This window comes from Parabacteroides sp. AF14-59, from assembly GCF_003479515.1.
GTDB classification, from domain to species: Bacteria; Bacteroidota; Bacteroidia; order Bacteroidales; family Tannerellaceae; genus Parabacteroides; species Parabacteroides faecis.
In genome coordinates this window covers 72,164-98,884 of sequence record NZ_QUHH01000023.1, presented here as the reverse complement: position 1 = coordinate 98,884, position 26,721 = coordinate 72,164, and the positions used below count along the sequence as shown (strand labels likewise).

The following is a 26,721-nucleotide window of genomic DNA, read 5'->3' as shown; positions in this document are numbered from 1 at the left end:
CTTCGTTTTAGTGGATGATGTTTTCTACGGAAATTTTTTTGGACAGGAAGAAGGTCTTTCTTTTCGATAGTTCCTTCTTGTATTCCTTCCATTGTTCGGATAGATAACGGCTCTTTTCAAGGAAAGAACTTTCAGTGTTCCAGTCATCGGGCAGGAAGGATGCCTTTCCTTGCCAGACGGCGTTAGCAGTGGATGGTTGTTCCGTAAACTGTTTGTCTTGCGGAAATAATACCGTTTCGCTGATCAGGAAACAAAGTAGAAAAGCTGCGGCAATACCGGAGATTCTACTGACTAAAAGCAGTATCCGTGAGGGATTTCCGGACGGTAATGCGTCTATCCTGTTCAGGATATCGTTTGTCAGCTCTTCCGGGTTGTCCAGACATGGTTCGGTTGTTTTTATCTTCTCCAACCATTGTTCGTATGTATCTTCTTTTTTTGTCATAAATTGTCCTCCATCAGGTTTATTTTTATTCGTATCTGTTTGCGTGCCTGGTAAAGATTGCTCTTGATCTTTTCGGCAGACATTCCGGTGATAGCTTCTACTTCGGATACTTCAAGTCCTTCTATTTCCCTCAGCGTGAATACCAGCTTTTGCTTCGGGGTCAGTTCATGGGTAAACCGGAGTATCAGCTCTTTCAGTTCCTTATTTATCAGGCTTTGTTCCATATCCTCCCCGGAAGAAAGGGAGATATTGGCGAGAGAGATTCCTTGCATACTCCCCGAAGGGGAATGCTGTAAAGAGCGCAGGCGGTCATAACAAACGTTTCCGGCAATTGTATAGATCCAGGTGGAGAAGCGGTATTCCCGGTTATACTTGTCAAGGCTCAACCACACTTTTACAAATGTTTCCTGTACCATATCTCTTGCCTCTTCTTCGTCGCAGAGTAAGCGGAAAGCCAAGCGAAATACAAGTTGCCGGTATTCTGCAACCAATGCGGCAAAGGCGGCCGTGTCCTGCTTTTTGCATTTGTCGATAAGTACTTGTATTTCCCTTTCATTCATCATATTCTGCTCCTTTATTATATGATACGTAAAAAAGAGGGGATGGTCGAATTAAAATATAAAAAAAGAGGTCCACCTATAAAGTGAACCTCTGTGAGTGTCTTTCTGTGGAGAATATCGGACTCGAACCGATCACCTTTAGACTGCCAGTCTAACGCTCTAGCCAGATGAGCTAATCCCCCGTGTGTGGTTTTCGGTTGCAAATATAGAGGTTTTCCTGAGATATTCGCTATCTTTGTGTAAGAATTTTGGAGAAAAAGAATATGATCGTTTATAATACAACATTCAATATAGAGAATGATATCCTTACCGAGTGCATAGAATATCTGAAAAAGAGCTATATACCCCGTGCCTCGGCGAGCGGATTTTTGAGAACGCCTTATCTGCGCCGTATCTTACAAGATGAATCGGAGGATGCAAGCAGCTACTCTATACAGTTCCATGTAAAGAATCCGGAGACGCTGGAATACTGGATGCAATCGGAAGGCCGTGCCCTGCAGGAAGAATTGATTACACGTTTCGGAACCAAGATCGTTGGTTTCAGTACCTTACTCGAAGAAATAGACTGGGAGAATGACTAAAGACCGCATTATATTAGGTATAGACCCCGGAACGATCGTGATGGGATACGGCGTACTGAAGATCGAAGGGAATAAACCGAAACTCGAAGCGATGGGCGTACTGCAGTTGAACAAGTACGAAGACCATTACCTGCGTCTGAAGAAGATATTTGAACGGGTGCTGGCGCTTATCGACCAGTATCATCCTGACGAATTGGCAATCGAGGCACCGTTTTTCGGGAAGAACGTGCAGAGTATGCTGAAACTGGGAAGAGCACAAGGCGTCGCGATGGCGGCGGCTTTGGAACGGGAAATTCCTATCTTCGAATACGCACCGTTGAAGATCAAAATGTCTATTACCGGTAACGGTAACGCTGCAAAAGAACAGGTAGCAGGCATGTTACAACGTTTCCTGCATATTCCGGAAGAGTCGATGTTACCGCAGTTGGATGCGACCGACGGATTGGCAGCCGCTGTATGTCATTATTTCCAGACAAATAATCCGATCTCGGAGAAGAAGTATACCGGTTGGAAAGACTTTATGGCAAAGAATCCCGGTAAAGTAAGAAAATAAAAAACTCCGGTTCCTGATTTAACAGAGACCGGAGTTTCTTTATTATGGAAAGAAATTATCTTTTGCCAAGCTTGTGATCCAGAAGAATAGCATGATGTTCTCCATACATTTTCAGCTGATCTACGATTGCCTTTGCCGATGATTCTTCTTCTACCTGTTCACGAACGAAACCATATAAGAAGTCTTTTGCTGCATGATCGTTATCTGCTTCAGCGATGTCAACCATCTTGTCGATCAACTCTGATACATGTACTTCGTGTTTGTAGACATGTTCGAATACTTCCAGCGGAGTGCCCCATGCAGTCGGAACAACATTGATCTGGTTAATTTCGATGTCACCCCCACGGTCGATAGCAAAATCGATCATCTTGTGGGCATGTTCCATTTCTTCTTCTGCCTGTTTTCTCATCCAGTGTGCACAACCGTTCAGGCCTGCTTTCTGGAAATAGATCGACATTGACAGGTACAGGTTTGAAGACCACATTTCTGCTTCTACCTGTTCATTGAAAGCTTTTGATAAGTTCCTACTTAAGATCATAATGTTTACTTTTATTGAGTTGTATTTGTATAAAAGTAATTACAAAAAGCATGCCAGACTCTTTTATACAATACCTTGCGCCATCATGGCTTTGGCGACTTTCATGAAGCCGGCAATGTTGGCACCTTTCACATAGTTCACATAATTACCATCTTTACCATGAGCAAGACATTGCTCGTGGATAGCACCCATGATCTGATGCAGTCTGGCATCCACTTCATCGGCAGTCCAGGAGATATGCATGGCATTCTGCGTCATTTCCAGTCCGGAAGTAGCGACACCGCCTGCATTAACGGCTTTACCCGGTGCAAACAACTGTTTGTGTTCGATGAACAGATCGACAGCTTCTGCCGTACATCCCATGTTGGAGACTTCGGCAACACATAAGGTCTTGTTCTCTATCAGCTTGCGGGCATCGTCGGCATCTAGCTCGTTTTGTGTAGCGCAGGGCAGGGCAATATCCACTTTCTGTTCCCAGGGCTTCTTGCCTGGATAGAAAGTTGCGCCGGGATATTCGTCGGCATAAGGTGCCACGATATCGTTACCGCTGTTACGTAGTTCCAGCATATATTCGATCTTGTCGCCCGAGATACCGTTCGGATCGTACACATATCCGTCCGGACCGGAGATCGTTACGACTTTGGCTCCCAGTTCGGTTGCCTTCTTTGTCGCTCCCCAAGCCACGTTCCCGAAACCGGAAACGGCAACTGTCTTACCTTTTATATCTATACCATGGGTTTCGAGCATCTGATGTACGAAATAGAGAGCACCGTAGCCGGTTGCTTCCGGACGAAGGATAGAACCTCCGAACTCCATGCCTTTGCCGGTGAAAGTACCTGTGTTTTCGCGGGCCAGCTTTTTGTACATGCCGTACATATAACCTACTTCACGTCCGCCAACGCCTATATCGCCTGCCGGTACGTCGCGGTCCGGTCCCAAATTACGCCACAGTTCCATAATGAAAGCCTGGCAGAAGCGCATGATCTCCGCATCGCTTTTACCACGGGGGGCGAAGTCGGAACCGCCTTTACCGCCACCCATCGGCAGGGTAGTCAGGGCATTCTTGAATGTTTGTTCAAATCCCAGGAACTTCAGGATGGACAGATTTACGGACGGGTGGAAACGAATTCCTCCTTTATACGGGCCGATCGCATTATTAAATTGTACGCGGTATCCTAAATTGACTTGTACTTCACCTTTATCGTCTACCCAGGGCACACGGAAAGTAAAGATACGTTCCGGTTCGACCAGCCGTTCGATGATTTTGGCTTTCTCGAATTCCGGATGCTGGTTGTAAACCTCTTCTATTGATAAAAGAACTTCTTTCACGGCTTGCAAGTACTCTTTTTCACCCGGGTGCTTTGCTTCCAGTGCAGATAAAATAACTTCTGTCTTCATAGCGTTTCTTGCTTTTTTAGGAATAACAATGTGTAGGCAAATGTAGCGAATTCTATGGATTGACCAAGAGTTTTGCTTTCTTTTTGATAGTAGATTATATGTTTTTGATGCATGTCTTTGTGCCGATACTGTTTTTCTGCCGTCTCTCTAACGCCCGATTAAATACGGGCATGCCGGAAAGTATAAGGCCAAAGGGAGGAAAATATTAAAAAGTAAGTAGGGAAATAATAGAATATAGGGAGAAAAATACTAATTGGCGGCATCCAAACTGATTTTTTCCTTACATTTGGGCGCATATAATTCTATGAAATCGTTATGAGCGGAATACCGGACTTTCAGAACCTTGTGTTTAAAGACACATCATTCGCCAATCTAATGAATAAGCGTATATATAATGTACTGCTTATTGCCACAAAATACGACGCCTTCATGCTGGAGGACGATGGACGTGTGGACGAACAGATATTTAATGAATATACTTCACTCAGTCTTCGTTATCCTCCCCGTTTTACCCAGGTGACAACGGAAGAAGAGGCGCTTGCCGAATTAAAGAATCGTAATTTTGAGTTGATCATCTGCATGCCGAATATGGATAACCGCGATATTTTTGCGGCGGCAAAGGAGATCAAGATACATTATCCGAATATCCCTATCGTTGTGCTTACCCCCTTCTCGAAGGAGGTTTCCAAGCGTATCGCCAATGAAGACCTGAGTGCGATCGACTATGTATTCAGTTGGTTGGGTAATGCCGAGTTGCTGCTGGCCATTATCAAACTGATAGAGGATAAGATGAATGCGCCCGACGATACGGCGAGTGTCGGCGTACAGATCATCCTGCTGGTGGAAGACTCCATCCGCTTTTATTCGTCAGCATTGCCCCACTTATATAAATTCGTGCTGGAGCAGAGCCAGATGTTTGCCAAAGAGGCGCTGAACGGCCACCAGCAGACGCTCCGGATGCGCGGACGTCCCAAGATCAAACTGGCACGTACTTATGAGGAAGCTGTCCGTATCTTTAATCAGTACCGGGACAATATGCTCGGTATCGTATCGGATATGAGCTTTATGCATGATGGGGTGAAAGACCCTTATGCCGGGTATAAGTTCGGGCAATATGTCCGTAAGACAGGGCTGATCATTCCTTTTGTGCTCGAGTCTTCCGAGTCGAACAATAAAGTGTATGCCAAAGAATTGGGTGCCTCGTTTATCGACAAGAATTCAAAGAGCTACCCGCAGGATCTGCGTAAGAAGATCATGCAGCGTTTCGGCTTCGGTGACTTCGTGATACTGAATCCGCAGACGAAGGAAGAGATTATGCGTATCAAGGATTTGAAGGATCTGCAGAGGAAAGTATTCCAGATCCCTGACGATTCGCTGGTTTACCATCTTTCGCGCAACCATTTCTCCCGTTTCTTCTATTCGCGTGCCATGTTCCCGCCAGCCGAGGTGTTGAAGCGGGTCGATGTAAGCGATTATAAAGATATGGATGAGGCTCGTAAACTTATTTTCGACCTGATCGTCCAGTATCGCCGTATGAAGAACTCCGGAGTGGTAGCTATTTATCAGAAAGATCGTTTCGACGAGTATAGCAATTTTGCCCGTATCGGTGACGGTTCGCTGGGAGGAAAGGGTAGAGGTCTTGCCTTTATGGGGGCGATGGTTAAACGCTATCCCAAGTTGGAGACGGAGAACTTCAATACGAATATCCCGAAGACGGTAGTAATTTGTACGGATATCTTTGATGAATTTATGGAGACGAACGAACTGCTGCCTGTTGCGTTGAGCGATGCGGATGACGAGACGATCCTGAAATATTTCCTTCGTGCCAGTCTGCCTGCCAGCCTGATAGATGACCTGATGGCTTTCTTCGATGTGGTGAAAAGCCCTATTGCTGTCCGTTCGTCTAGTCTGCTGGAGGATTCGCATTACCAGCCGTTTGCCGGAATTTACTCTACTTATATGATTCCGCGGCTGGATGATAAATATGAGATGCTTCGCTTGTTGAGCGATGCGATCAAGGCTGTCTATGCATCTGTCTTTTACCGGGACAGCAAGGGATATATGACTGCCACGTCGAATCTGATCGATCAGGAGAAGATGGCGATTGTCCTGCAGGAAGTGGTCGGTAACCGTTACAACGATCATTTCTACCCGACCATCTCCGGTGTGGCACGTTCGCTTAATTTCTATCCGATCGGTAATGAGAAGGCGGAAGACGGCATAGCTAATATTGCCCTGGGATTGGGTAAATATATTGTGGACGGCGGTCAGACATTACGTTTCTCTCCGCGCCATCCGCACAGTATCCTGCAGATGAGTTCGATGGATTTCGCACTTCGTGAGACGCAGACCCGTTTCTATGCGCTCGACCTGAAGAACCTGGCGGAACAGTTCTCTATCGATGATTCTTTTAACCTCCTGCGTCTGAACCTGAAAGATGCTGATGCGGATGGTTCTTTGAAATATATCGTTTCTACTTACGACCCCTACGATCAGATCATTCGTGACGGTTACTATCCCGGCGGGCGGAAGATCTTGTCTTTCGTTAATATCCTGCAACATGATGTATTCCCGCTGGCAAAGACGCTGGATGAATTGCTTCGCATCGGGCAGGAGGAGATGGGGCGTCCCGTAGAGATCGAGTTTGCCGTGAATGTCGATCCCGCCAATCACGACAAGGCTACTTTCTATCTGCTTCAGATCCGTCCGATCGTTGATAACAAAGAGATCATGGATGAAGACCTGACGCAGATTGAAAATGAAGAAACGATCCTTTCCTCTACCAGTGTCCTGGGGCATGGTATCGTGACGGACGTACAGGATATTATCTATGTAAAGAGCGGTGCTTTCAACTCGTCTAACAATCAGTTGATCGCTTACGAGATAGAGAAGCTGAACCGCCGTTTTACGGAAGAGGAAAAGAATTATGTGCTGGTTGGTCCCGGACGTTGGGGCAGCAGCGACTCCTGGCTGGGTATTCCGGTGAAGTGGCCACATATCAGTAACGCCCGTGTTATCGTGGAGTGCGGATTGGAGAACTATCGTGTCGACCCGAGCCAGGGAACGCATTTCTTCCAGAACCTGACCTCTTTCGGTGTCGGTTATTTCACGATCAACCCGTTCAAAGGCGATGGCTGGTTCGATGAGGCTTACCTGAATGCTTTGCCCGCTGTGGAAGATACCGAGTATCTGCGCCATGTCCGTTTCGACAAACCGATCGTTATAAAGATGGATGGAAAAAAGAGTTTAGGGGTGGTGCTTAAACCGGAATAAGAATAAAAACGGGGTCTGTATTACAGGCTCCGTTTTTATTTAGATATATCTTTAATCATTGTCTCAATTGTTGGAAGTAAAGGTGGAATGTCTTCTTTTATTGTGGTGTAAACAATGCCTGCATCAATGTCGAAATAGTGATGTGCTATTTTATCACGAATTTGCATTACACCTTTCCAGTAAATATTGGGATATAGGGGTAGTATCTTCCCTTCCGTTATTTTATCAAAGTTTTTAACTGATTCTCCCAAGGCTATCAGATTCATGCAAATAGCGTCTAATCGAAGCATCCCGTCCGGAGTCTGTAGAAAATCGTCCATACAAGAAATCACGTTAGCACGTTCTTCGATCATTAATAAAGCTTTCCTTATATTATTCAAACATTGGATATGTAGTTCTTTATTAGACATAGATAGCTTCTTTACTGATGCGTTCTTTCAAATAATCATTCATATGTTCGCGGATGCGGATTAAGTCTACTGGACATCCGAACAGGTTTCTCAATTCAGACTGTATTTTGTCTAAAGTAAGTAAGGACGGTGCTTTCCCCTCATAACAAATATCAACATCACTACCTTCTTTTTGTTCTCCCCGTGCTACTGAGCCAAAAATCCCCATACGGGTTATACCATAATTCCCGGCATGCTGAGTTTTATAGTTCTTTAATATGGCGAGGTATTCTGCTGTTGTTTTCATATTATCTTGTTTTAGGACAAAGATAAAAATATTCTGGAATATATCATATCAGATATATTCGTAACCAACTATATTAATACATTTCTCATTTCTGTATATCTTTTGGAGTATCTATTATATAAATAAGTCCTCTCATGCACTAGGCAGAGAGGACTTTATTGTTTGATGATACAATAATCAATCAGTCTTTTTTCTTAATAAAGTCCGAAGGATAATTCACCTTATTGATGATCTCATTGTCTTTCAAGCGGATCCAGGTCTTGAAGCCATTTTCACCTTCTGTCATTTCGATCACACGTGCACCGTTGGTCAGGTTGTTATAAACCGTGTCGCCACCTGTATAACGACCGTAAGCCAGTAAGATGCCTTTCCAATAAACGGCATAATCGTCATCGTGGTCGTGTCCGACAAATACCCCCTGGATATCACCCATCTCTTTCATGGAAGTGAACAGGCCGGAGTTCAGTTGCGGAGCGCAAGCCCTTTCCTTACGTGTTCCTACCAGAATAGCGGTTTCGTCGGATGCAGCCTGGTTGTATTCCGGTAAGGCGATGTGAAAGAATGCCAGAGATGGAACAGGCGTTCCGCCGTTCTGTCTTGTATATTTGGCACTGTTCTCACGATACCATTGTATCTGGTCGAACTTGATGTAATCGTATCCGCCGATTCCTCCGATCTGTGAATAAGAATGAGAGTCCATGCAATAGAGGACGGTTGCATCCTTCTTTCCGTCGGATGATTTGACCGGCAGGATATAATTGCTGGCACCTGATACGCCTGCAACAGAATCGGTCAGGTTGTAAGGGATCGTTTTGATGATATCGAACAACTCCGTACGTGTCAGCCCCTGTTCATTGTCATGGTTACCGAATGTCATACCAAAAGGTATTTTGCGTTTAGAGGCCAGGTTGAGAATGGTTCTCATTCCTTCTTCCGCCGGTTTACCATAAATGACATCGCCGGTAAAAAGGACCAGGTCCGGTTTTTCAGCATCCAACACTTCATTGATCCTTTCAATCGAGATAGCCGATTTCGGGTTGTTATGAATATAATGTACGTCGGTAAACTGAACGATCTTGAATTTTCCGTCCTTATTGAATTGAAGTGCCGGTTGCTGGGCGTTTGCATTTAACAGACCACCTAACAGGCATAAGATACTTATAAATAATCTTTTCATCTCTTTTCTATATTATTTGAATACCGGCATTGGACGACCGATCCAAACCTGAGGCTGGGTCAGACCTAATAAAGCTGCAAGGGTAGAGGCGCAGTCGAACTGCATCATGCTGACATTGTCGAAGCAATAACCTTTCTTTACGTTCTTTCCGGAGATGATGAACGGAGTCTCCATTTCCAGCATGGTCTTGCCTCCGTGTCCCTTATTGATCCCACCGTGGTCTGCTGTGATAACAAAGATTGTTTCGTCCAGCATACCGGCCTGTTTAACGGCGTCGACGATTTTTCCGATGTTTTTATCCAACTCTTTCAGCGTATTGTAATAAGAAGGTGTGTCGTGTCCGTCGGCATGACCTACATGATCCGGATTATCGAAGATAACGGCAAACAGGTTCGGCTTTTTCTCTGTGATATACTTCACCGCCATTTCTGTCAAAACGGTTGGATATTTATTATAATCCGGTCCCTGGGCATGATAGCTGAGTGCCAGTGTATCTACCAGATATTTGATGCCGTCCCAGTCATAGACACAACCGATTTCTGCTTTCGGGGCAGCGTCGCGGTACAGTTGGAAAACTGTTGGGAAAATACCATGTTGATTCAATTCACGTGAAGGAAGTTCAGGAGTTTTTGATCCCCATTCGGTGTATCCGTGAAGCTCCGGTCCCGCACCCATAAACATAGAAGCCCAGTTCACAGCACTGGAAGAAGGCAGAACGGAACGTTTTTTCAATGTGTAAGAACCGTCTTTCATTAATTGTTTGGTCACCGGCATCTCTGCTTTTTCTACGCTGTAAGCCCCCCAGCCGTCGAGACCGATCCAGATTACATGTTTTGCTTTTGGTTTGGCAGCAAAAGCCGAACTGATCGTTACAATGGTTAAAACCAAAATAAGAAGTAAGTTTCTTTTTTTCATGATATGTGTTTAATTTTGTATTAGTTCACCAAAGGTATGTATAATTGGAGCTACTCCCTAATTATCATAAGTTCTTTTATTATTATTTTATAGTAATATCGAATTGGTCATACGATTCCGTTCTCCAGGATTTGTCGGCTGTTGTCGGCGAAATGGCGAAAAGCGGAGAAAATGTTTTGATCTTGATCGTCTGTCCGTCAGGCATAAATTCCATGATACGGAGCCAGCCGTCGCCGCCGTTGCCATGCCAGAAACCATCGGCAGTCTGGGCGTTGAACATCATTTGCGGGATATCCTTACCGGCTGCATTCTTTTCGATGCTGAAACCGACATTGTCTTTATGCGGAGCGATTTCACATTCATGTCCGCAAACAACCAGGCAGATATTCTTCGACGGATAAACCAGCTTTTGCCAAATGGCTTCTCCATAGTTGGCCGGAGATATCTTATAGTTTTCTTTCAGGCGCCGTTTTCCGTCTGCAGTCAGGAAGGAGTGGGTCAGCAGGATCACTTTGTGATTGGCATATTTGGGTTTCTCTGTCACAGCTTTAGCCCATTCGATGGCTTCGTCGCGTGGCGCGAATTCCAGAGAGACCACCAGTATTTTACCCCATGTTTCAGTGTTAAATTCATAAGCTGCGTTTTCGAGTGTCGGGATTCCCTGATAATTGTTACCTACTTCAACCAGCGAATTTCTCCAGCAGGAATTTCTTTCTGACGGGAAATACTCCGGTAGACGGCACAGACGGTTCTCAGCCTTTTCGTATCCGTAATCATGGTTTCCGGTGCAGACCACGTAAGGCAATTTATTATCCAGCCGGGCAAATGCCTGTGAGGCTGCTTTCCATTGTTCTTCGCTGGTCTGGTTGCCGTTCACTCCGTCAGGAATACGGATTTCGTTTTGTTCTACCAGGTCGCCGGTACAAAGAACGGCCTCGATATTCAGTCTCTCTTTGTTGTTGGCGGTCCATGCCGTCATCAGTTCGAATAGTGGCTGGTTTACATCGAATTTGGTGTAACTCTGGGGGTCGGGCAACAAGATCATGGAGAATGATCTGTCGTCTGTCAACTTGGGTTGCACAGGCTGCACCTGTGCATTCATTGTCATCAGGTTCAGTAAAGCGATGACTGATAAAAATAATCCTTTTTTCATGCGTATTTAGTTTAATGTATTATTTGCCTGAAAGAGGCGTCAGTTCAAATGTTGTCAGTACAGCGGCATGGTCTGATGCCCATACATCGTCGATCTCCGGAGCTGTTTTTACAATTTTGGAAGAAACAGCCCGGATATTATTTCCTTTATAGTAGAGAAAGTCGATCCGGCTAACCTGCAAGTGTCCGTAAATAACAGCAAAGGTCCCTTCCGGGCGAGCTATTTCATCCGGATTTATTTCCCTGAAACTATCTTTATAACCTTGGTCGAGCATATATTGGGAAATAGGGAAGGGGACAGGTCCGTAACCGAAATGGATCGGCGCTGCTTTTTTTGTCCAATCCAGATGGCTGCAAGAATTGAAATCGCCTCCTATGATGATTGGAGTATCTTCACCTTCTGTCAGATAAGGTTTTGTATCCTTTTCCAGAATATATTTCATGTCTTCTAATCCTCGGGCGGCATCTTCTGCTACCCAGGTAGAAGTATTATGTCCTATGCAAGGATAATTGCAGGAATATTCCGGTTGATAGGCATAACGTAACCAACAGGCGTTGACTAACAAGGGGCGATTGCCTGGCAGTGTTAATTTGACAGGATTGGAATTGAATGTTTTCTTTGTCGGTATGTCTGTTATAGGATACCGGCTGAAAAGAACCAGATTATCCTGGAGCGATGGTGTTTGCATATAATATCCCAGTGAATCTTGAATGCGTTTCTGGCTACCGTAACCTTCCTGCATCGTGATAATGTCAGCATTTGTCGCTTTTACCAGATCGATGACACGTGCCTGACCGTCGTCTCCGACGTGGTTACCTCCATGCCAGATATTCCATTGCAGTACTTTTATGATGTTGGGATTGTTCTGGCTGTTTTCGCTGATCCTTTTATCGATATTCCTTTCACTTGTCTCCGGTATATAGGTCGTTCTTCCCAGCTTGAAGGAGGGGACGGATATTTTGATCTTGTTACCAACGGTGGCTTTTTCGGCTATGTCCGCTGTTACTAGCAGGTAATTGATACCCGGTGTTAATGTCAGAACTCCTTGTTCATCTTTAAATATCATTTTCTTTTTAGGTATTTCCCCCTGACCGAATAGTTCTGTTTTAATGTTTGACCGGGCGGTTTTCCCGGTATGATAGATATGGATCTGCGATATGTCGGACAGTGTTGTGACATCAGACAGGTCGAGTTCAAGTTCTGTCAGGCGTAATGGATTTCGGTCTCCGGTTACGGCGATTCGGAGTTTAAGGATCTGGTCGTCCGAACTACCCTGATCTGCATCCCATTCGCTATCTATTACGATTGCATTGAATAATTCTTGCTGTTTAGCGGGTTTTACGAATTTTGGATTGTCATAGGGCACTGCGTATGCCATTGGAATGGAACCTTTATATTGGAGCCTTCCGTTTCTGATATGGTATGCCTGGTCTCCTTTACCGACCCAGTTTGTCGAAACATCTTCTATGCCGTCGTCAAAGTTATAGTATGCGACCAGTGTTTTAAATTGCGGGTGAGTGGGTTCCAAAGGTTTGCCCATCCATTCTTTGAGTGTTTCAGTCGGCACGGCGGAATTCCAGATACGGACTTCATCCATTAATCCTCCGAAGGTTGTAAGATCGTCTTCATTTACTCCTAATGCTCCGGGAAGAACAGACATGGCTGTTATTTTACTATCGATGACTTCTCCGTCCAGATAAAGCCGGGTGGCAACACCGTCACAACTTAGTGCTACATGATGCCATTGGTCGTCCAGTACTTCTTTTGACCACAGATCGGGCCATGTACTGTGAAGTCTTCCGTTCTCGATAACCAGAGGCAGATAATCTGCCCTGTTTGTCAGGCTATATTCGCCTCCGCCAAAAAGAACTTCCTGTTCTTTCCAGGAATTGTCATCGCCTTTGACCCATGCTTCGAGGGTCCATGAGCCATTGAGATATCCGATACCGGTGCGGACATTATTGTCTTTGCCGTCCAGATGAAGGGCCAGGTTTTGAGAGGGTTGTTGGGCTGTGACCGGAATAACAAATAAATAAGCAAAAAGAAAAATGATAATATGTTTCATGGTGATGTGTTTTTTTGATCATCTAAAAGTAGTTGATTTTATACAATAAGCAACTGCTTTTAAGTGTTTATTTTTAGAAACAAATTTACCGAATAGTAGGTTGTTCATCCATTCTATTCGGTAAATTCAAAAGTAACAGTGAACTATATTATTTTAATACCCACATAATTTTATTCACGTCTTCGGCTCCTCCCCATTGGCGGTTAACTGCATTGATCAGTTGTTCCTTATTGTAATTCGTTTCTGATTCAGGATATAACCATCTTACCGGAATTTTGTACTTATCGTCATTCAGGTTTGTTTCCGGGTTGATCGGTAATTCCGGATAACCGGTACGTCTGTAATCATAATAAGAATCCCAGGCCAGGTGGAAATAAGAGGCTAAGAATGCCTGCATCCATATTTGTTTCAGCCGGTCGAGTGATGTCCCGTTTGTAGCATAGGCTACATCTTCTCCCTTTAGATATTGGGTGATATACTCGTCTGTGATGGTCATTCCCTGATTATATTCCGGAGAAGAAACCGTCGTACGTACGAATTCAAACGAGGCGCGGATACCTTTTTCATAATAATTTTGAGCAGATCCGCTGATCCATCCTCTTTCAACCGCTTCGGCCAATACAAAATTCATATCAGCATATCCCAATCGTATAGAAGGAACTCCGACATAATCTGTGCGATAAATATCGTTGGGGCGGCAATGCATTTTGTTAGAGATCTTTTTCTGTTCCGTGTTGAATAATCCTGCGGCTTCAACTCCCTGATAGGCATTCCAATCGTTTTTTTCTAACAAGGTTTCACCTTTCGGCAGATATATTGGATCTGTCAGAGCCTGCATCGGGGCAAAATAAGAGAATAACCGATAATCTTTGTACTTTTTCAGCGGATCGATCAAAGTGGTTGTTCCTGCATACACATTGATACTTCTTGTTAGATCCTGATGAAAAGGATTTTTCTGGCCATCTTTATTGGAATAAGTAACCTGGAGGTTATCATCATTCCCTTCAAAAAGATTCCCTTCTTTTACAATTTGTGCAAATTTTTCTTTGATCTGTAACTCCGGTGTGTCATCCGCTCTTTTCTGTAAAGCCATTAATACTTTCAGGCGGAGCACATTGGTCGCTTTTCTCCATTTAGCAGGATCGCCGTTGTAAAACGGATCACCGCTGATACCTTCCGTCGCTTTGGCAAAATGACTGTCTGCCTGTTCCAGATCGTCGAGTATCCCTTTGAATACCTCTTTTTGTTCATCATATTTAGGATATCTGAACTCATTGACCTGAAGCGCTTCGCTATAGGGAATGTCTCCCATATCCATTGTTGTCCGGTAAAATGCCCAGCCCTTTAAATAATAATAGAGACCTGTATAAGCATCTTTATTGGATTCGGAGGATAATTCAACCATTTTTTGTGCATTGGTAAGTCCCTGTATGGCACTGAAGCTTCCTTTTTCCACACGATTGTATTGATAATTATCCATTTGTTCTCCCCAGAACATGCGTTTGCACATGAATTCACCATTATCACTGCTCGCTGATTTTACATGATCCAGTATCACTTTAGTTGCAAGCATTGCCGGAGACACTTTTGTTGTTGCATCCGGATTGGTATTCAGATCATCAAAAGAAGATGTGCAGCCATTCCAGATCATAGATATTCCTATTGCACTGAAAGCAAATAGAGATTGCTTTATATATTTCGTTGTTTTCATATATTCTACCTTTAGAAGTTTGCTTTTATGTTAAAACCTATGTATCGTTGAGAAGGTGAATTCAAGCTTTCGTAACCACTGCTATCTCCTCCTTTGTCAGGGTCTGCGTATTTGTATTCTTTGGCCCATAAGAATAAATTCTGGCCTGTCAGGCTGACCGATGCCGCTTTCATTCCTATTTTTCCACACCACAATTGAGGTATGTCATAAGTAAATGTCAGATTTCTTAGTTTGAAGAATGTTTCATCCAATACATTCTGGCGGCTGGGACGACTGGTTGAGTCATGGTATTTTGAAATATATGCTTCATAAGATACTACAACATCATTAGGAGCGAAAACGCGGGTATCGCTGAGGATGTTTCCATCCGGGTCACGTTCAACACTACCGGATACAACTTTGACACCTTCTCCGATGAATGTTTTGTTTCCATTGACCACCTCTTCATATCGCCATTGATTGTCGGAGTCTTTATGTGCACCGGAGTTCCATAACATTTGGTGGGTACGTGAGTATGACATGCCTCCAATACGTCCGTCGATGGTGAAGTTGAGTGTAAAGTTTTTATATCTGAAAGTATTGGTGATACCCCAAACCAGGTCGGGGGTCAGATTTCCTACTTTGGTTTTGAAGTTTTGTTTTACCGGAATACCTCCGTTATGTATGATATTTCCGTCCGGATCTCTGTCCCAGTCATATATATCGAACCAATCCCAGCTTTCACCTTTTTTTACCCAGGTTTTTTTAGTTGAATAATCTGGGTCGATTTTGAAGTAAGAATATTTATCATGTCCCCAGTTTGTAAGAATGTCCCACTGGAAATCTTTATTTTTTATAGGACTTCCCCCTATGGTCAATTCATAACCGTTTCTCAATCTTTCTTCTTTAAAGTTGACCTGAACGGAGCTGAAACCTGTTGCAGAACTTATACCGCCGGAAATGATAAAGTCTGATTCAAGTTTTCTGAAATATGCAAAGTCTGCGTATAATCTGTTATTGAAGAAATTAACAGCTGTACCGACTTCATATACCATAGATTTTTTAGGACGTACATTACCTCCGATAACAGATGAAGGATAAGAAGCCGTACCTAATCCATCCCAAACATTGGTAGAGACAGAGTAAACATTATTATTATCGTAAACTGCAGCATCTTGTTTGGAGGTTGTCCATGAACCTCTTATTTTCCAGAAATTCCAAACTTCAGGTAATGTGATAATCTCTGAAAGTACTATACTTCCAGCTAAGGAAGGATAGAAATAAGAACGCGTCTCTTTGGATAGTGTGGAAGACCAGTCATTACGTCCGGTTACGTCCAGAAAATAAGTACTAGCCCATGACAATGAAAGTTTACCATATAGACTGTTCACTCTTTTCCTCTTTAATTCACTGCTGGCAGAAATAGGATCGACGCTGGCTTTCAGAGAGTAAAATCCAGGAATAGTGAGTCCTCCGGCTGTTGTACTTCTCAATTTGTCATCAGAATAGAAGTAGATATTTCCTCCGGCTAAAACATTCATGTTTAGTTTACCCCATGTTTTATCAGCCATCAACATAGCATCGGTGTTAATACTATACCCCGAATTTCTGCTGATTCCGAAGAAACCGTTTTTGTCCCATGCGTAGTTTGCGCTTTTTGCGTTTCTCCATTGATTTTTCTTAGAATAAAAATCAAGGCCTCCCCTTAACATGGCTTTTAACCACGGAGTAATTTCATAGGATGAGTTCATATACACATTCAATATATCGGTGTCATAAGCATCGACTACTTCATTCGCTTTAAACCAGGGGTTATCATACCAACTGTTATCGTACCAGTTTTGCTGTTCATCTTCTTTGCCTTCAACCCAATAGTTTTTATAATCACGTACGTCGTATTCTGTGTCACCCCAAATTACCATGTCGTAAATATAGCTACCGCTATAACCGGAACCGTTGTCGTTTGATGATACACGTTTGTTGTATGACGCTGATCCTTCCAGTTTGAAGTTTTTGTAACTCATTTCACCTCCGGCTGTATAAGTTATTTTGTTCAGTTTCTGGTTCGGATATTGTCCCTTGTTGAATACGTGGGTCAATGATGTTCTGAACGAGCCGTATTTTCCTTTTTGCGAGACACTGACATTGTTGTTTGTGATCGCACTGAATTGGAGGAAGTTTTTAAAGTTATTTTTACCTTTGGATGTTAACTCCATTTCCCTCCACTCGAATGTTTCCGGATCGTATTGAATAGCCGTTCTTCCGATATCCAATTTGTCTCCCCATACATAATCGCTATTGTATTTTCCACCATAACCTCTACTATAAGATGATTGTACTTCCGGAAATGCCAGATATCCTGCGAAAAACATTGTGTTACTGTTGATCTCTACATTGATACCTTCATTTTGTGAACCTCTCTTGGTAGTGATCATGATCGCACCGGTCGTACCGCGTGCTCCGTACAAAGCAGAAGCGGTGGCGCCTTTTAAAACATCGATGGATTCGATATCGTCAGGTGCAATTTCGTTCAATGTCATATTTCCATATGGGATACCGTCGATGATCAATATGGGAGTTTCTCCTCTTAATTTCAAAGAGGGAGCTTCATTGAATTCGGTACTGTTCTTAACATTTAAACCTGCCACTTTTCCGGTTAATGAAGTTCCGACATCGATGCTTTTTGCAGAGGTTAATGCTTTCGCATCTACTTTTTGAACTGCATATCCCAAGGCTTTTTCTTCACGTTTGATACCTAACGCCGTTACAACTACTTCATTTAAGTTTTGAGTGTCTTCTGTCAATTGTATGTTGAAGACTGTCTGGTTTCCTACGATAATAGCCTTGGATACGTATCCGATATAGGAGATTACCAATGTCGATTTATTGGGCACGGATAAACTGAATTTACCGTTGATATCGGTCACGGTACCGTTTGTAGATCCTTTCTCCAATACATTTGCTCCGATGATCGGTTCGCCGTTGCTATCGGTAATAGTACCGGATATGTTTTTTATGGCTTGCTGTACGACAGCACTCATCAGCATCTCTTTGGGTGAGAGGATAATACTTTTATCCAGAACCTTATAACTGATATCCGTTCCGTTAAATAATTGTTCAAGGACGTTGAATACATCCTTTTTTTTACTTTTAATAGAAACAACACGATTTGTATTTACCTGTTTGTTGTTGTAGAAGAAATGAAACTCAGATTGTTTCTCAATTTCATCCAGGACCTCTTGTACCGTTTTGTTGTTAACGTTCAGAGTTAATGTTGCAGATTGACTGTAACTTTCGGAAGCATATGCCAGTCCGATGCATACAAATAACATTATTGCGGTGAGTCTCATACATAATGGTATTTTTTTCAGGACAATAAACGATGAATTCACCATCCTGAAATGTTGGATGCTAAAATAATTTGTCATAGATTTGTAAGTGATTTTAGAGTTAAAAAAATTCATTTGCTGGAGCTTGTCGCCAAACAAGCTTTCAGTTGTTTTTCATACGGGGAAATACGCCAATATTTTCCCGTATGTTTTTTAAGGAGGTTCGAATGTTTTCATTTTAGTACTTGAATTTAGGTTGTTCATACTTCTATACATTTAATATAGTTCAACAATTGTTTTTTCTGATATTTTATCTGTTCCTGTTTCCGGATCAACGAACTTATATTGAATGCCGGATGATAAGCGGAAGTGTTCAAGTATAAGATGCAGATGTTGCCCGTCGAAAGGTCCCGTAAATGAGTTTTCATATAGAAGATCATTCTTTACGATGAATTCAACATTGAATCGTTTACTTAATACATTTAATGCGTCTTCAAATGGAGTGTTTCTGAAAATAACCAAACCGTCTTTCCAGGCTGTTAGCGTAGGAAGATAAGGTTTGCTCAGGCTGACTCCTCTGGTTTTTGAGTTATAGGAGATTTCATCATTGGGTTTCATGATCATCGTCTCTTCTGTATTGTTTTTGTTTTGGAATGAGAGTCTTACAGAGCCGGAGATCAGCGTCGTGACCACCTTATTACTCTCTTTATAAGCTTCCATATTGAATTCTGTACCCAACACTTCCGCTTTCAGATTAAAAGGAGTGTTTACTATGAATTTTTTCGATTTATCTTTTTGTACGGAAAAATAAGCTTCACCTTCCATTTCAACGTTTCGTGTGTCTCCTGTAAATTTCTGCGGATGCTTCAGGTAAGAGCGGGAGTTGAGCCATACCTTGCTGCCGTCAGGGAGATTAACGGTTGCAACCATTCCCGGATTAGTCCTGATTTCTATGAATTCGACCGGTTCTTCTTTTGTTGCATAATAGAGAGTGCTGATTAATAAGGGTATAACAAAAATAGCCGCGATCCGTTGTAATTGGAGAATGAAAGATCGTTTACTATTCTCTTTTTTGCTGAATCTGACTTTTACCTCCTTTAATGCTTTGGTCGAATCGATGGATTTGATCGTATTGATCGTATCTGTGGCAAAGTAGATGTATTCGATATCCCGTGCTATTTTCCGGTTTTCTTCAGTTTCCTGTATCCAGGCTTCCACCTCCTGTTTTTGGACAGGGGAAAGAATACCGGAAAAATAGTCCAATAATGCTTGTTCGTCTATATGTTTTTGTGTGTCCATTTTGTCTCTTTTATAATTAAGACTAATGAACCGGGAAACCTCCTAAACGAAAAAGTGTTTTTTTGTGATAATTTTTTTTGATTACTGAAAGAGTTCTAGTAAGACTCATGTATATAGTTGTGCAAAAATAACATTTTTCAACACATTGCCCTATTACATTCCGATTAAGTTTTTATAATGTTAAACAAATACAAGCTTTTAGATATATCAACACCCACAAAATCAACCATATTAACCATAGTCTTACTAGAACTAAATACTTTTTATATGCTTTCAACTGTAACAGACAAAACAAACGACGAGATTCTTTTTCAAAGGATCCAGGTTGGTGATGTGAAAGCATTCGATGTTTTGTTTATGCGTTACTATCCTTTGTTATGTGCGTATGCTAAACGATTTGTCGATTTTGATGACGGACAGGAGATAGTACAGGATGTGATGGTTTGGTTCTGGGAGAATAGTTCTATGCAGGTGATCGAGTCTTCTCCTAAAAATTATCTGTTTAGGGCCGTAAAGAACAGATGTCTTACATTGATTAATCGTAACGAGCTGAAACAGCGGATAGTCGATACTATCTCTGTAAATATGCAGGCTCAGTATGAGGATCCTGATTTTTACATCGTGGAAGAACTGGCTAGAAATATTGAAACAGCCTTGTCCCGCTTGCCGACAAGCTATCGGGAAGCTTTTGAAATGAACCGGTTCCAGAATATGACTTATAGCGAGATTGCAGAAAAACTGAATGTTTCGTCTAAAACAGTCGATTACCGTATTCAACAGGCATTGAAACTTCTTCGTACCGAATTGAAAGACTATTTGCCATTGTTGATGGCCTTAGTCAGAATTGTTTGAATACATTTCCAGCTAAAGCCACCCACCTTTTTATTGATTTTTCATCCATTCTTCCGCTTTAGCCAGCGCATCCGGTTTTCCTATATCCAGTAACCGCAGGTTTTCGGCTGCATAAGCGTGGATATTCGTCTTGGCACAGATCGAGAGATAAAAATTGATGATCGGAAATTTTCCCGTCCACTCTTCCATCCAGTCGAATATTTTAGGCGATAAGACATGGATACCGCTAAAAGCATATTCGTTGTACTGATTAGGGTCGAAATCCGGATAGAAAGATTTAACTTCTCCGGTTTCGTGGTTACGCCATCCGCATAACCGGTTCTTTTCATTGAACAGGAGATAACGTGATGTATTGCGTTTACTGACCAGCAAGGTGGCAAGTGGATTAGTTTCCAGGTGACGATCATATAACTTTTTCAGGTCGACGTTCGACATGATATCGACATTGTGTACCAGGAACGGTTCGTTTCCCTGGAGAAATTTGGCTGCCTTTTTTATTCCTCCTCCGGTGTCGAGCAGATAATCCCGTTCGTCGGAAATATGGATCTGAACGCCAAAATTGTTATTGGCGGCCAGGAAATCAATGATCTGGTCTCCCAGGTGGTGAACGTTGATAACGATTTGATGAAACCCTGCATCCTTTAGTCTCAGGATCACATGCTCCAACATTGGTCTTCCATTTATTGGTATCAATGCTTTTGGGGTATTGTCAGTCATCGGCTTGAGGCGGGACCCCATACCGGCTGCAAAAATCATAGCTTTCATAATATTGCGTCAAAGATTTGTTCTATATTCTGTTCCCTGTGGGTCAGGTCTACTTTTACTCCGAATTTCGCATGCAGATGCTCTGCCAGATGCTGTGCCGAATAGACAGAACGATGTTGTCCGCCGGTACAACCGAAAGAGATCATCAGGTTCGTGAATCCGCGATCCAGATAACGTTTTACCGAAGCATCGACAATCGTATATACATGTTCGAGGAACTGGGTGATCTCTCCGTCTTCTTCCAGAAAACGGATCACCGGCTCGTCCAGCCCCGTAAAGTGGTTGTATCGTTCATATTTCCCGGGGTTATTGATTGCCCGGCAATCGAAGACGAAACCACCGCCGTTTCCACTCGGGTCGTTCGGTATCCCTTTTTTATATGCGAAACTGACGATCTTGACTTCCAGCATCCGTTTTTGTATATCGTCCCTGAATTGAGTCAGACCGGTCAATTCTCTCAGGACGGAACACAGATACGGATATTCCGGATAATCGTTCTTTAATAACTGTCGCAGGTTGTTGATGGCAAAAGGGACGCTTTGGATAAAATGTGGTTTCTTTTCAAAGTATCCTCTGAATCCGTAAGCGCCCAGCACCTGTAAAGTGCGGAATAAGACAAAATGACGTAGTTGACGGAAAAAATATTCTTCGTCTACGTCCGTATATTTTCGTAATGCCTGCAAATAATCGGCTAGCAATTCATTCCTTAAATCTTCCGGGTAATTGGCTTTGGCCTGCCAGAGGAAAGAGGCTACATCATAATAGACTGGCCCTTTCCGTCCTCCCTGGAAATCGATAAACCAAGGTTCGCCTTCTTTGATCATCACGTTACGTGACTGAAAATCACGGTACAGGAAAGTAGGAGAGGCGTCTTGTAATAAGACATCGCTCATTTTCTGGAAATCATCTTCCAGACGGTCTTCCTGAAACTCCATGCCTGTTGCTTTCAGGAAACAATATTTGAAGTAATTCAAGTCCCAGAGAATGGAACGCTCGTTGAATTCCGGTTGGGGGTAACAATTACTGTAATCGAATCCGTCGGCTCCCGCATACTGGATAGAAGGGAGCTTCGTGATTGTCTTGTGTAACAGACGACGTTCTTCTTCATCGAACACACAGCTTTTACGTCCTTTTTCTATGGCGTTGAAGAGCATGGTATCTCCCAGGTCTTCCTGCAGATAAAAGGAATAATCGTCCGAATGGAAATGTACCTCCGGAACGTTGATACCTTTTCCTTTGAAAAATCCGGCCATATAAATAAAAGCTTTATTCTCTTCCTGGGAAGAGCCGCTGACCCCGATCAGTGTCTTCGGTCCGGATATTCTGAAATACCGGCGGTTAGAGCCTGATGAAGGAAGTTCAGTTATATCTTCGGCCTGTGAACCTGTGTATCCGTAGTAGAGTCTTTTTAATTCTTCTGTTACCATAATTTTTTGAATTACGGCACTAAGGTAAGTGTTTTTTGTCAGGGGAGGAAACTTATCAAAGACATTCGCTATTGTATTTGGTTTTTGTTACGATGTAATTTGAATTAGTATACGTGGTAAATAAAATTACATGCCGTACTAATCAGTGGTTGATAACCATCAACCGATCGGTTCACAAATATCAACCGTATGGTTGATAATTATCAGCCGTATGGCTGACAATTATCAGCCGCTGAAAAGTATGGGATGAAAATGAAAAGAGTATAGGTGGAAAGGTACACAATATCAGGCAGTTTTGTCGCTGAAAACGGTAGTTTTTTTACTTGTTTCCGGCTTCCTTGAAAAAAGTTTTTTTATTTATGTATAATGTTTGTATAAAGAAGGCTTTAATAATGACTGGAATAGGTTGACATAAAAAGAACTGGTTTTGTACAATATAGATGATTGTAAGCATCTTTTAGTGTTTTTATAGCTGTTTGATATTTAAAATAATTTATCTTTGTAGCTAGTATTATATGGAAGTATAAACCAAGAATGAAATAATATATGAATAAAAAATCTACTTTATTGGCTGCTGCTTTGATGGCAGTAAGTTCATTCACTATAAATGCTGCAGAAGTCACAGATTTAGGGTCTACAGATAATTTCTATTATTTGAAGTCTGAAGGAGGTTATCTGTCACTGTCTGGTATCAAATCGGACTCCGTTGTGGTGAAACCGATTGATGAAACATCAATGACTAAAGCTGCTTTAGATTCTGCCTTGTGGCAAATCATGGAAAAACAAACGAGCTTAGGTGTTACTACATATTCAATTAGGAATAAAGTTACTTTACAATATCTGGCTTTTGCATCGGCAGAAAAACCTGTTCCAAATTTGGTATCGGTAGTAGATGGAGTGGCTCATAGATGGATTTTTGATGAAAAAGATGGTTTAAAGGCTTATTATAGTGGAGATAAGTATTTGTCATTCTCTATTACTAATACAGATTTGTCTATTCTTGATTCTAAATCAGGTGAAGATTTTTCAGTAATAGCTCCTACTGAGAAGTTTGTTTTGAAAGCTGATCAATTAGGTGGTGGCTTTACAACTTTTCAATTAGAATTCGGTGCAATTTATGAGGGAGATATCTTTTCAGGTAAAGATCTGATAGCAAAAGATGTTCCTGGAAAAGCTGGCTACGTCGCTTTGCAGTCTAAAGAAGATAGAGCCTATCCGAATGGAGTTGCCAAATATTTTGGAATCGATACATTGAAAACAACCATTTCCGGAGCGAAAGATGTTTTCGGATATAGGTTTTCTTTAGATTCTACTCGTACGGTACAGAGGCCGAATGCTGCATGGCAACAATTTAAATTTACAATCGATTTGAAAAATGATTCGTTGGCTATGTTCGTTGCAGCTACTCCATTGGCTGCTGAAACCCCGTTAGATGCTGACACCGTTCAGGTTGTAGTTGCCAGTGTAGATACAAAGCAGGTTTTGACAGTATCAAAGATTGACGAGTCTGGCAAAGTATTGCAAGGAGCTGTTCCTTATGTGGCACTTTCTAAAGGTACTCATGCTGATATACCGACAGGTTCAGGTGTTTATTTCCTCCAGAGTGCAAGCAAAGGAGCCAATGGCGGTAAATATTATGTTAAGAAAAACTCTTTTATGGGTGGAGACAGTGTTCCTTCTGTGAACTTGCCGAGAGGACAATGGTATATAAAGACTGAAAATGGTAAATATTCTGTTGTCGACCGTGAATCGGATAATGCTTTTATATTGAATCAGGAAATATTTGAAGTGGCAGGAATGGAGGATACCTATTTATTTGATGGAGACTCTGTAACAGTTACTGCTATGTCAGTCGATTTGAATGACAAATATCTTGGTTCAATGGCTTTTACGGAGAAAGATTTGGCTGAGAAAGGTTTTACGCTTCATCTGATACCAGGAACTCCGATAGGTATATCTTATCTGTATACATTTACGAACGATTCTATTTTGAAACAAACCGGTGAAAATATTTCAGGTGAAATTATGTTTAAACTGGTACCGAAAGATACGCAAATAGTAGCTGGCGCAAAACAGTTAGGCGATGAAATCTCTGTTATATCGTATCAGTTGCGGACATTGTTCGGAACAGATAAGATTGCTGCTCAAAGTGATAGTTTGAAATTGTCTGCGACAGGCGATCCTCTTTTATTCCGTTTTGCTTATAATGAGACAAAACAATGGTATACAATGAAAGTTGTGGGTGATGCTGAGGGACGCTACGTTGGAATGGATATGCAGACAAGTTGTCTTCAATTGACAAAAAATCCGGCAAAGGTTATAATCTTGTCTGCCGATGCTCCTGAGTATGCAACCATGGAAGCAGGCCATAAGCGTTTTTCTACTGCTAATAATTCGTTGGTGATGAACCCGAATACATTCCTGGCTGAATTGAAGATCGAAGGTAATGAGATTACGAAATCCGGTTATACGGAAGATAATTTTAGCCTCTGGGTTGAGAAAGCAGAAAATAGTCCGTTGGGTAAACAGTTGTATTACATCTCTTGTGAGGCTATAGGAACGAAAGTAGGTGACGAACCCCGCTATTATCTGGCAGCCAGTGATACTTTGGGCGGACGTGCCGTGTTTACTTCCGATGAATCTGTTAAAACGATGGAAAATAGTCCGACTCTTTTTGCTTTAAAAATTGTGGAAGGTGGCACTTATTATCTGGAAAACCAGAGTGAGTTCAAAAAGAATGATGCTAAACCGTATGTCGGTATGGTGAATGGGTTTGCTGTGATGCAGCCTGTTCCGATGGCTGAGTTTACGATCGAGAACGCTCCCGCTCCTGTGGCTAACGAAGAGATCGAAGCACCGAATACAATTAAGGTAATCGGTAGTACCGGTGAATTCCAGATTCGTAATGCCAGAGGTAAGAAGATCACTTTGTCGAATATTCTGGGTCAGACGATCGGTTCTCGTCTTGTATCATCCGATAATGAATCGGTTCAAACATCCAGAGGTGTTGTGATTGTTTCGGTTGAAGGTGACAAAGCTTACAAGGTGATCGTGAAGTAAAAAGATCGAAAGATATAACCAATAAAAAACCGGTTCCTATTTTAGTGGGGACCGGTTTTTTTATGAAGTAAAATGAATTTTATTCTTCCGTATTACTATCCAGTTTGCTTTTCAAATAAGCAATTCGCTTGGTTGCTTTTTCTTTTTCTTTCTGGAGATTTTCCAGGTCGCTTAAAACCATTGCCAGTTCAAAAGTAGCGGCAATGGCTTTTTTATCTCCATCGGCAATATATAATGTATAGGGTTTACCGCCCGTGTATTCGGCTTTGACACGCTCTTTTACATTTGCAGCAATGAACTTGGCGGCATCGAGGCCTTTTTCGCCTTTGTAAGTGACAACTTCTGTTGTTTTACCCAGGTCTTTGAAACGATAATTCACGCCGCCGTCATATGGGATAGAAGCCGTTTCTGCGAACTGTCCGTCCTGGGTACTGACCTTTATTCCTGTATGATTGATCGGGGCACCGCCGTAAAAGACGCTGGCAAGGTAGATTTCTCCTTTTTCGTTAACCCCGCTACGGATATAGCAACGCTGTACGTTCCGTTCTACCGTTTGTTGTTTCCATATATAATTACCGATCTCTTCGTAGACACTGTCTTTTTCAAAAACGAATCCTTTTTTCAAACCTTCGGCCTCTTCTGTCTTAATAGGAATAAGGCTGTCGCAGAAGGCGATATTTCTTTCCGCTTCTTTTACTTCAACGAGCCTCATAAGGGAAAGACCTTCTTTCAAAACTTTGAATTCTTTCGGATAGAGTGTGCGGATACTGTCTATTTCACTCTTTGCGGCGAAGAGTTCATTTCGTTCATACATGCTTTTTGCATTGTTCAACCGGGCCTGGGCTTCCTTCTCTGCATTGTTGCAGGCTGCCAGTGTTACAGCGGCAAGTGCGATACATATTGCTGACTTCTTCATGTTGTTTATCTTATTCGTTCTGTGTGCAAAGA

At 42.4% G+C, this 26,721-nt stretch carries 21 protein-coding genes and 1 tRNA gene; 5 read left to right on the top strand and 17 right to left on the bottom strand.

Going from position 1 to position 26,721, the window contains the following annotated elements; translation table 11 throughout:
• Nucleotides 1-7: 7 nt before the first annotated feature.
• The 3 genes from DWW23_RS20530 to DWW23_RS20520 all read right to left on the bottom strand — a co-directional run bounded on the left by DWW23_RS20530 (nt 8) and on the right by DWW23_RS20520 (nt 1,184).
• Entirely contained in the window at nt 8-442 is a 435-nt protein-coding gene (locus DWW23_RS20530) for a hypothetical protein (RefSeq protein WP_122355677.1), read from the bottom strand.
• Nucleotides 439-1,002 (bottom strand): RNA polymerase sigma factor, encoded by a 564-nt coding sequence (locus DWW23_RS20525; protein ID WP_187576753.1) that lies wholly within the window; start codon nt 1,000-1,002, stop codon nt 439-441. Before DWW23_RS20525 ends, DWW23_RS20530 begins: the two co-directional genes overlap by 4 nt.
• Before the next feature lie 108 nt (nt 1,003-1,110).
• Nucleotides 1,111-1,184: transfer RNA gene (locus tag DWW23_RS20520), tRNA-Ala, on the bottom strand.
• Nucleotides 1,185-1,265: 81 nt separating this feature from the next.
• Here DWW23_RS20520 and DWW23_RS20515 point away from each other — a divergent pair.
• Both DWW23_RS20515 and ruvC read left to right on the top strand, forming a co-directional pair.
• The gene (locus DWW23_RS20515; RefSeq protein WP_122355673.1) at nt 1,266-1,583 is read left to right on the top strand and encodes a DUF4286 family protein; all 318 of its coding nucleotides are present in this window, start codon (nt 1,266-1,268) and stop codon (nt 1,581-1,583) included.
• Nucleotides 1,576-2,136, top strand: a complete 561-nt coding sequence (gene ruvC, locus DWW23_RS20510; protein ID WP_122355671.1) for a crossover junction endodeoxyribonuclease RuvC — start codon at nt 1,576-1,578, stop codon at nt 2,134-2,136. The genes DWW23_RS20515 and ruvC overlap by 8 nt, the downstream gene beginning before the upstream one ends.
• 55 nt (nt 2,137-2,191) lie before the next feature.
• Here ruvC and DWW23_RS20505 read toward each other — a convergent pair whose 3' ends face one another.
• Nucleotides 2,192-2,674: a ferritin gene (locus DWW23_RS20505; protein WP_122355669.1), complete on the bottom strand. Its 483-nt coding sequence runs from the start codon at nt 2,672-2,674 to the stop codon at nt 2,192-2,194.
• A gap of 63 nt (nt 2,675-2,737) precedes the next feature.
• The gene (gene gdhA, locus DWW23_RS20500; protein ID WP_122355667.1) at nt 2,738-4,072 is read right to left on the bottom strand and encodes an NADP-specific glutamate dehydrogenase; all 1,335 of its coding nucleotides are present in this window, start codon (nt 4,070-4,072) and stop codon (nt 2,738-2,740) included.
• 315 nt (nt 4,073-4,387) lie between these two features.
• Between gdhA and DWW23_RS20495 the strand changes: the two genes are divergently transcribed.
• Nucleotides 4,388-7,345 carry a PEP/pyruvate-binding domain-containing protein gene (locus DWW23_RS20495; protein WP_122355665.1) on the top strand — a complete coding sequence of 986 codons (2,958 nt, stop codon included), beginning with the start codon at nt 4,388-4,390 and terminating at the stop codon, nt 7,343-7,345.
• Nucleotides 7,346-7,380: 35 nt separating this feature from the next.
• Here DWW23_RS20495 and DWW23_RS20490 read toward each other — a convergent pair whose 3' ends face one another.
• From DWW23_RS20490 to DWW23_RS20450, 9 genes are all read right to left on the bottom strand, one after another.
• A complete protein-coding gene (locus DWW23_RS20490) occupies nt 7,381-7,755 on the bottom strand; it encodes a DUF86 domain-containing protein (RefSeq protein WP_122355663.1) in 375 nt (124 codons plus the stop codon).
• Complete coding sequence (locus DWW23_RS20485; protein WP_122355661.1) at nt 7,748-8,041, bottom strand: nucleotidyltransferase family protein; 294 nt, start codon at nt 8,039-8,041, stop codon at nt 7,748-7,750. Before DWW23_RS20485 ends, DWW23_RS20490 begins: the two co-directional genes overlap by 8 nt.
• A 181-nt stretch (nt 8,042-8,222) precedes the next feature.
• Nucleotides 8,223-9,218, bottom strand: coding sequence for a metallophosphoesterase family protein (locus tag DWW23_RS20480; protein WP_122355659.1), 996 nt, complete (start codon nt 9,216-9,218; stop codon nt 8,223-8,225).
• A 12-nt stretch (nt 9,219-9,230) separates the two neighbouring features.
• Nucleotides 9,231-10,133, bottom strand: a complete 903-nt coding sequence (locus DWW23_RS20475) for an alkaline phosphatase (RefSeq protein WP_122355657.1) — start codon at nt 10,131-10,133, stop codon at nt 9,231-9,233.
• Nucleotides 10,134-10,215: 82 nt separating this feature from the next.
• On the bottom strand, nt 10,216-11,286 hold the full coding sequence (locus DWW23_RS20470) for a metallophosphoesterase (protein WP_122355655.1): 1,071 nt from the start codon (nt 11,284-11,286) through the stop codon (nt 10,216-10,218).
• A gap of 19 nt (nt 11,287-11,305) precedes the next feature.
• Nucleotides 11,306-13,351, bottom strand: coding sequence for an endonuclease/exonuclease/phosphatase family protein (locus tag DWW23_RS20465; protein ID WP_122355653.1), 2,046 nt, complete (start codon nt 13,349-13,351; stop codon nt 11,306-11,308).
• A gap of 148 nt (nt 13,352-13,499) precedes the next feature.
• Nucleotides 13,500-15,062 carry a SusD/RagB family nutrient-binding outer membrane lipoprotein gene (locus tag DWW23_RS20460; RefSeq protein WP_122355651.1) on the bottom strand — a complete coding sequence of 521 codons (1,563 nt, stop codon included), beginning with the start codon at nt 15,060-15,062 and terminating at the stop codon, nt 13,500-13,502.
• A gap of 11 nt (nt 15,063-15,073) precedes the next feature.
• Nucleotides 15,074-18,391 carry a SusC/RagA family TonB-linked outer membrane protein gene (locus DWW23_RS20455; RefSeq protein ID WP_199664162.1) on the bottom strand — a complete coding sequence of 1,106 codons (3,318 nt, stop codon included), beginning with the start codon at nt 18,389-18,391 and terminating at the stop codon, nt 15,074-15,076.
• Between the two features lie 255 nt (nt 18,392-18,646).
• Nucleotides 18,647-19,669 (bottom strand): FecR family protein, encoded by a 1,023-nt coding sequence (locus DWW23_RS20450; RefSeq protein ID WP_122355649.1) that lies wholly within the window; start codon nt 19,667-19,669, stop codon nt 18,647-18,649.
• Nucleotides 19,670-19,936: 267 nt separating this feature from the next.
• Here DWW23_RS20450 and DWW23_RS20445 point away from each other — a divergent pair, with 267 nt between their 5' ends.
• Nucleotides 19,937-20,521: an RNA polymerase sigma-70 factor gene (locus tag DWW23_RS20445; protein WP_122355646.1), complete on the top strand. Its 585-nt coding sequence runs from the start codon at nt 19,937-19,939 to the stop codon at nt 20,519-20,521.
• Between the two features lie 30 nt (nt 20,522-20,551).
• Here the strand turns inward: DWW23_RS20445 and DWW23_RS20440 are convergent, their stop codons facing one another.
• Complete coding sequence (locus DWW23_RS20440) at nt 20,552-21,286, bottom strand: nucleotidyltransferase family protein (protein ID WP_122355644.1); 735 nt, start codon at nt 21,284-21,286, stop codon at nt 20,552-20,554.
• Nucleotides 21,283-22,713 carry an RNase adapter RapZ gene (locus DWW23_RS20435; protein ID WP_122355642.1) on the bottom strand — a complete coding sequence of 477 codons (1,431 nt, stop codon included), beginning with the start codon at nt 22,711-22,713 and terminating at the stop codon, nt 21,283-21,285. The genes DWW23_RS20440 and DWW23_RS20435 overlap by 4 nt, the downstream gene beginning before the upstream one ends.
• Before the next feature lie 546 nt (nt 22,714-23,259).
• Between DWW23_RS20435 and DWW23_RS20430 the strand changes: the two genes are divergently transcribed.
• A complete protein-coding gene (locus tag DWW23_RS20430) occupies nt 23,260-25,773 on the top strand; it encodes a DUF6383 domain-containing protein (protein ID WP_122355640.1) in 2,514 nt (837 codons plus the stop codon).
• Between the two features lie 79 nt (nt 25,774-25,852).
• Here the strand turns inward: DWW23_RS20430 and DWW23_RS20425 are convergent, their stop codons facing one another.
• Nucleotides 25,853-26,689 carry a hypothetical protein gene (locus DWW23_RS20425; RefSeq protein ID WP_122355638.1) on the bottom strand — a complete coding sequence of 279 codons (837 nt, stop codon included), beginning with the start codon at nt 26,687-26,689 and terminating at the stop codon, nt 25,853-25,855.
• Nucleotides 26,690-26,721 lie beyond the last annotated feature (32 nt).

Bases quoted from the DNA above. Each gene is read 5' to 3' on its own strand.
- DWW23_RS20440 (WP_122355644.1), bottom strand. From the start codon at position 21,286: ATGAAAGCTATGATTTTTGCAGCCGGTATGGGGTCCCGCCTCAAGCCG.
- DWW23_RS20505 (WP_122355669.1), bottom strand. From the start codon at position 2,674: ATGATCTTAAGTAGGAACTTATCAAAAGCTTTCAATGAACAGGTAGAA.
- DWW23_RS20495 (WP_122355665.1), top strand. From the start codon at position 4,388: ATGAGCGGAATACCGGACTTTCAGAACCTTGTGTTTAAAGACACATCA.
- DWW23_RS20445 (WP_122355646.1), top strand. From the start codon at position 19,937: ATGCTTTCAACTGTAACAGACAAAACAAACGACGAGATTCTTTTTCAA.
- DWW23_RS20515 (WP_122355673.1), top strand. From the start codon at position 1,266: ATGATCGTTTATAATACAACATTCAATATAGAGAATGATATCCTTACC.
- DWW23_RS20455 (WP_199664162.1), bottom strand. From the start codon at position 18,391: ATGAGACTCACCGCAATAATGTTATTTGTATGCATCGGACTGGCATAT.
- DWW23_RS20430 (WP_122355640.1), top strand. From the start codon at position 23,260: ATGAATAAAAAATCTACTTTATTGGCTGCTGCTTTGATGGCAGTAAGT.
- DWW23_RS20470 (WP_122355655.1), bottom strand. From the start codon at position 11,286: ATGAAAAAAGGATTATTTTTATCAGTCATCGCTTTACTGAACCTGATG.
- DWW23_RS20435 (WP_122355642.1), bottom strand. From the start codon at position 22,713: ATGGTAACAGAAGAATTAAAAAGACTCTACTACGGATACACAGGTTCA.
- DWW23_RS20425 (WP_122355638.1), bottom strand. From the start codon at position 26,689: ATGAAGAAGTCAGCAATATGTATCGCACTTGCCGCTGTAACACTGGCA.
- DWW23_RS20450 (WP_122355649.1), bottom strand. From the start codon at position 19,669: ATGGACACACAAAAACATATAGACGAACAAGCATTATTGGACTATTTT.
- DWW23_RS20465 (WP_122355653.1), bottom strand. From the start codon at position 13,351: ATGAAACATATTATCATTTTTCTTTTTGCTTATTTATTTGTTATTCCG.
- DWW23_RS20525 (WP_187576753.1), bottom strand. From the start codon at position 1,002: ATGAATGAAAGGGAAATACAAGTACTTATCGACAAATGCAAAAAGCAG.
- DWW23_RS20480 (WP_122355659.1), bottom strand. From the start codon at position 9,218: ATGAAAAGATTATTTATAAGTATCTTATGCCTGTTAGGTGGTCTGTTA.
- DWW23_RS20530 (WP_122355677.1), bottom strand. From the start codon at position 442: ATGACAAAAAAAGAAGATACATACGAACAATGGTTGGAGAAGATAAAA.
- DWW23_RS20460 (WP_122355651.1), bottom strand. From the start codon at position 15,062: ATGAAAACAACGAAATATATAAAGCAATCTCTATTTGCTTTCAGTGCA.
- gdhA (WP_122355667.1), bottom strand. From the start codon at position 4,072: ATGAAGACAGAAGTTATTTTATCTGCACTGGAAGCAAAGCACCCGGGT.
- DWW23_RS20475 (WP_122355657.1), bottom strand. From the start codon at position 10,133: ATGAAAAAAAGAAACTTACTTCTTATTTTGGTTTTAACCATTGTAACG.
- ruvC (WP_122355671.1), top strand. From the start codon at position 1,576: ATGACTAAAGACCGCATTATATTAGGTATAGACCCCGGAACGATCGTG.
- DWW23_RS20485 (WP_122355661.1), bottom strand. From the start codon at position 8,041: ATGAAAACAACAGCAGAATACCTCGCCATATTAAAGAACTATAAAACT.
- DWW23_RS20490 (WP_122355663.1), bottom strand. From the start codon at position 7,755: ATGTCTAATAAAGAACTACATATCCAATGTTTGAATAATATAAGGAAA.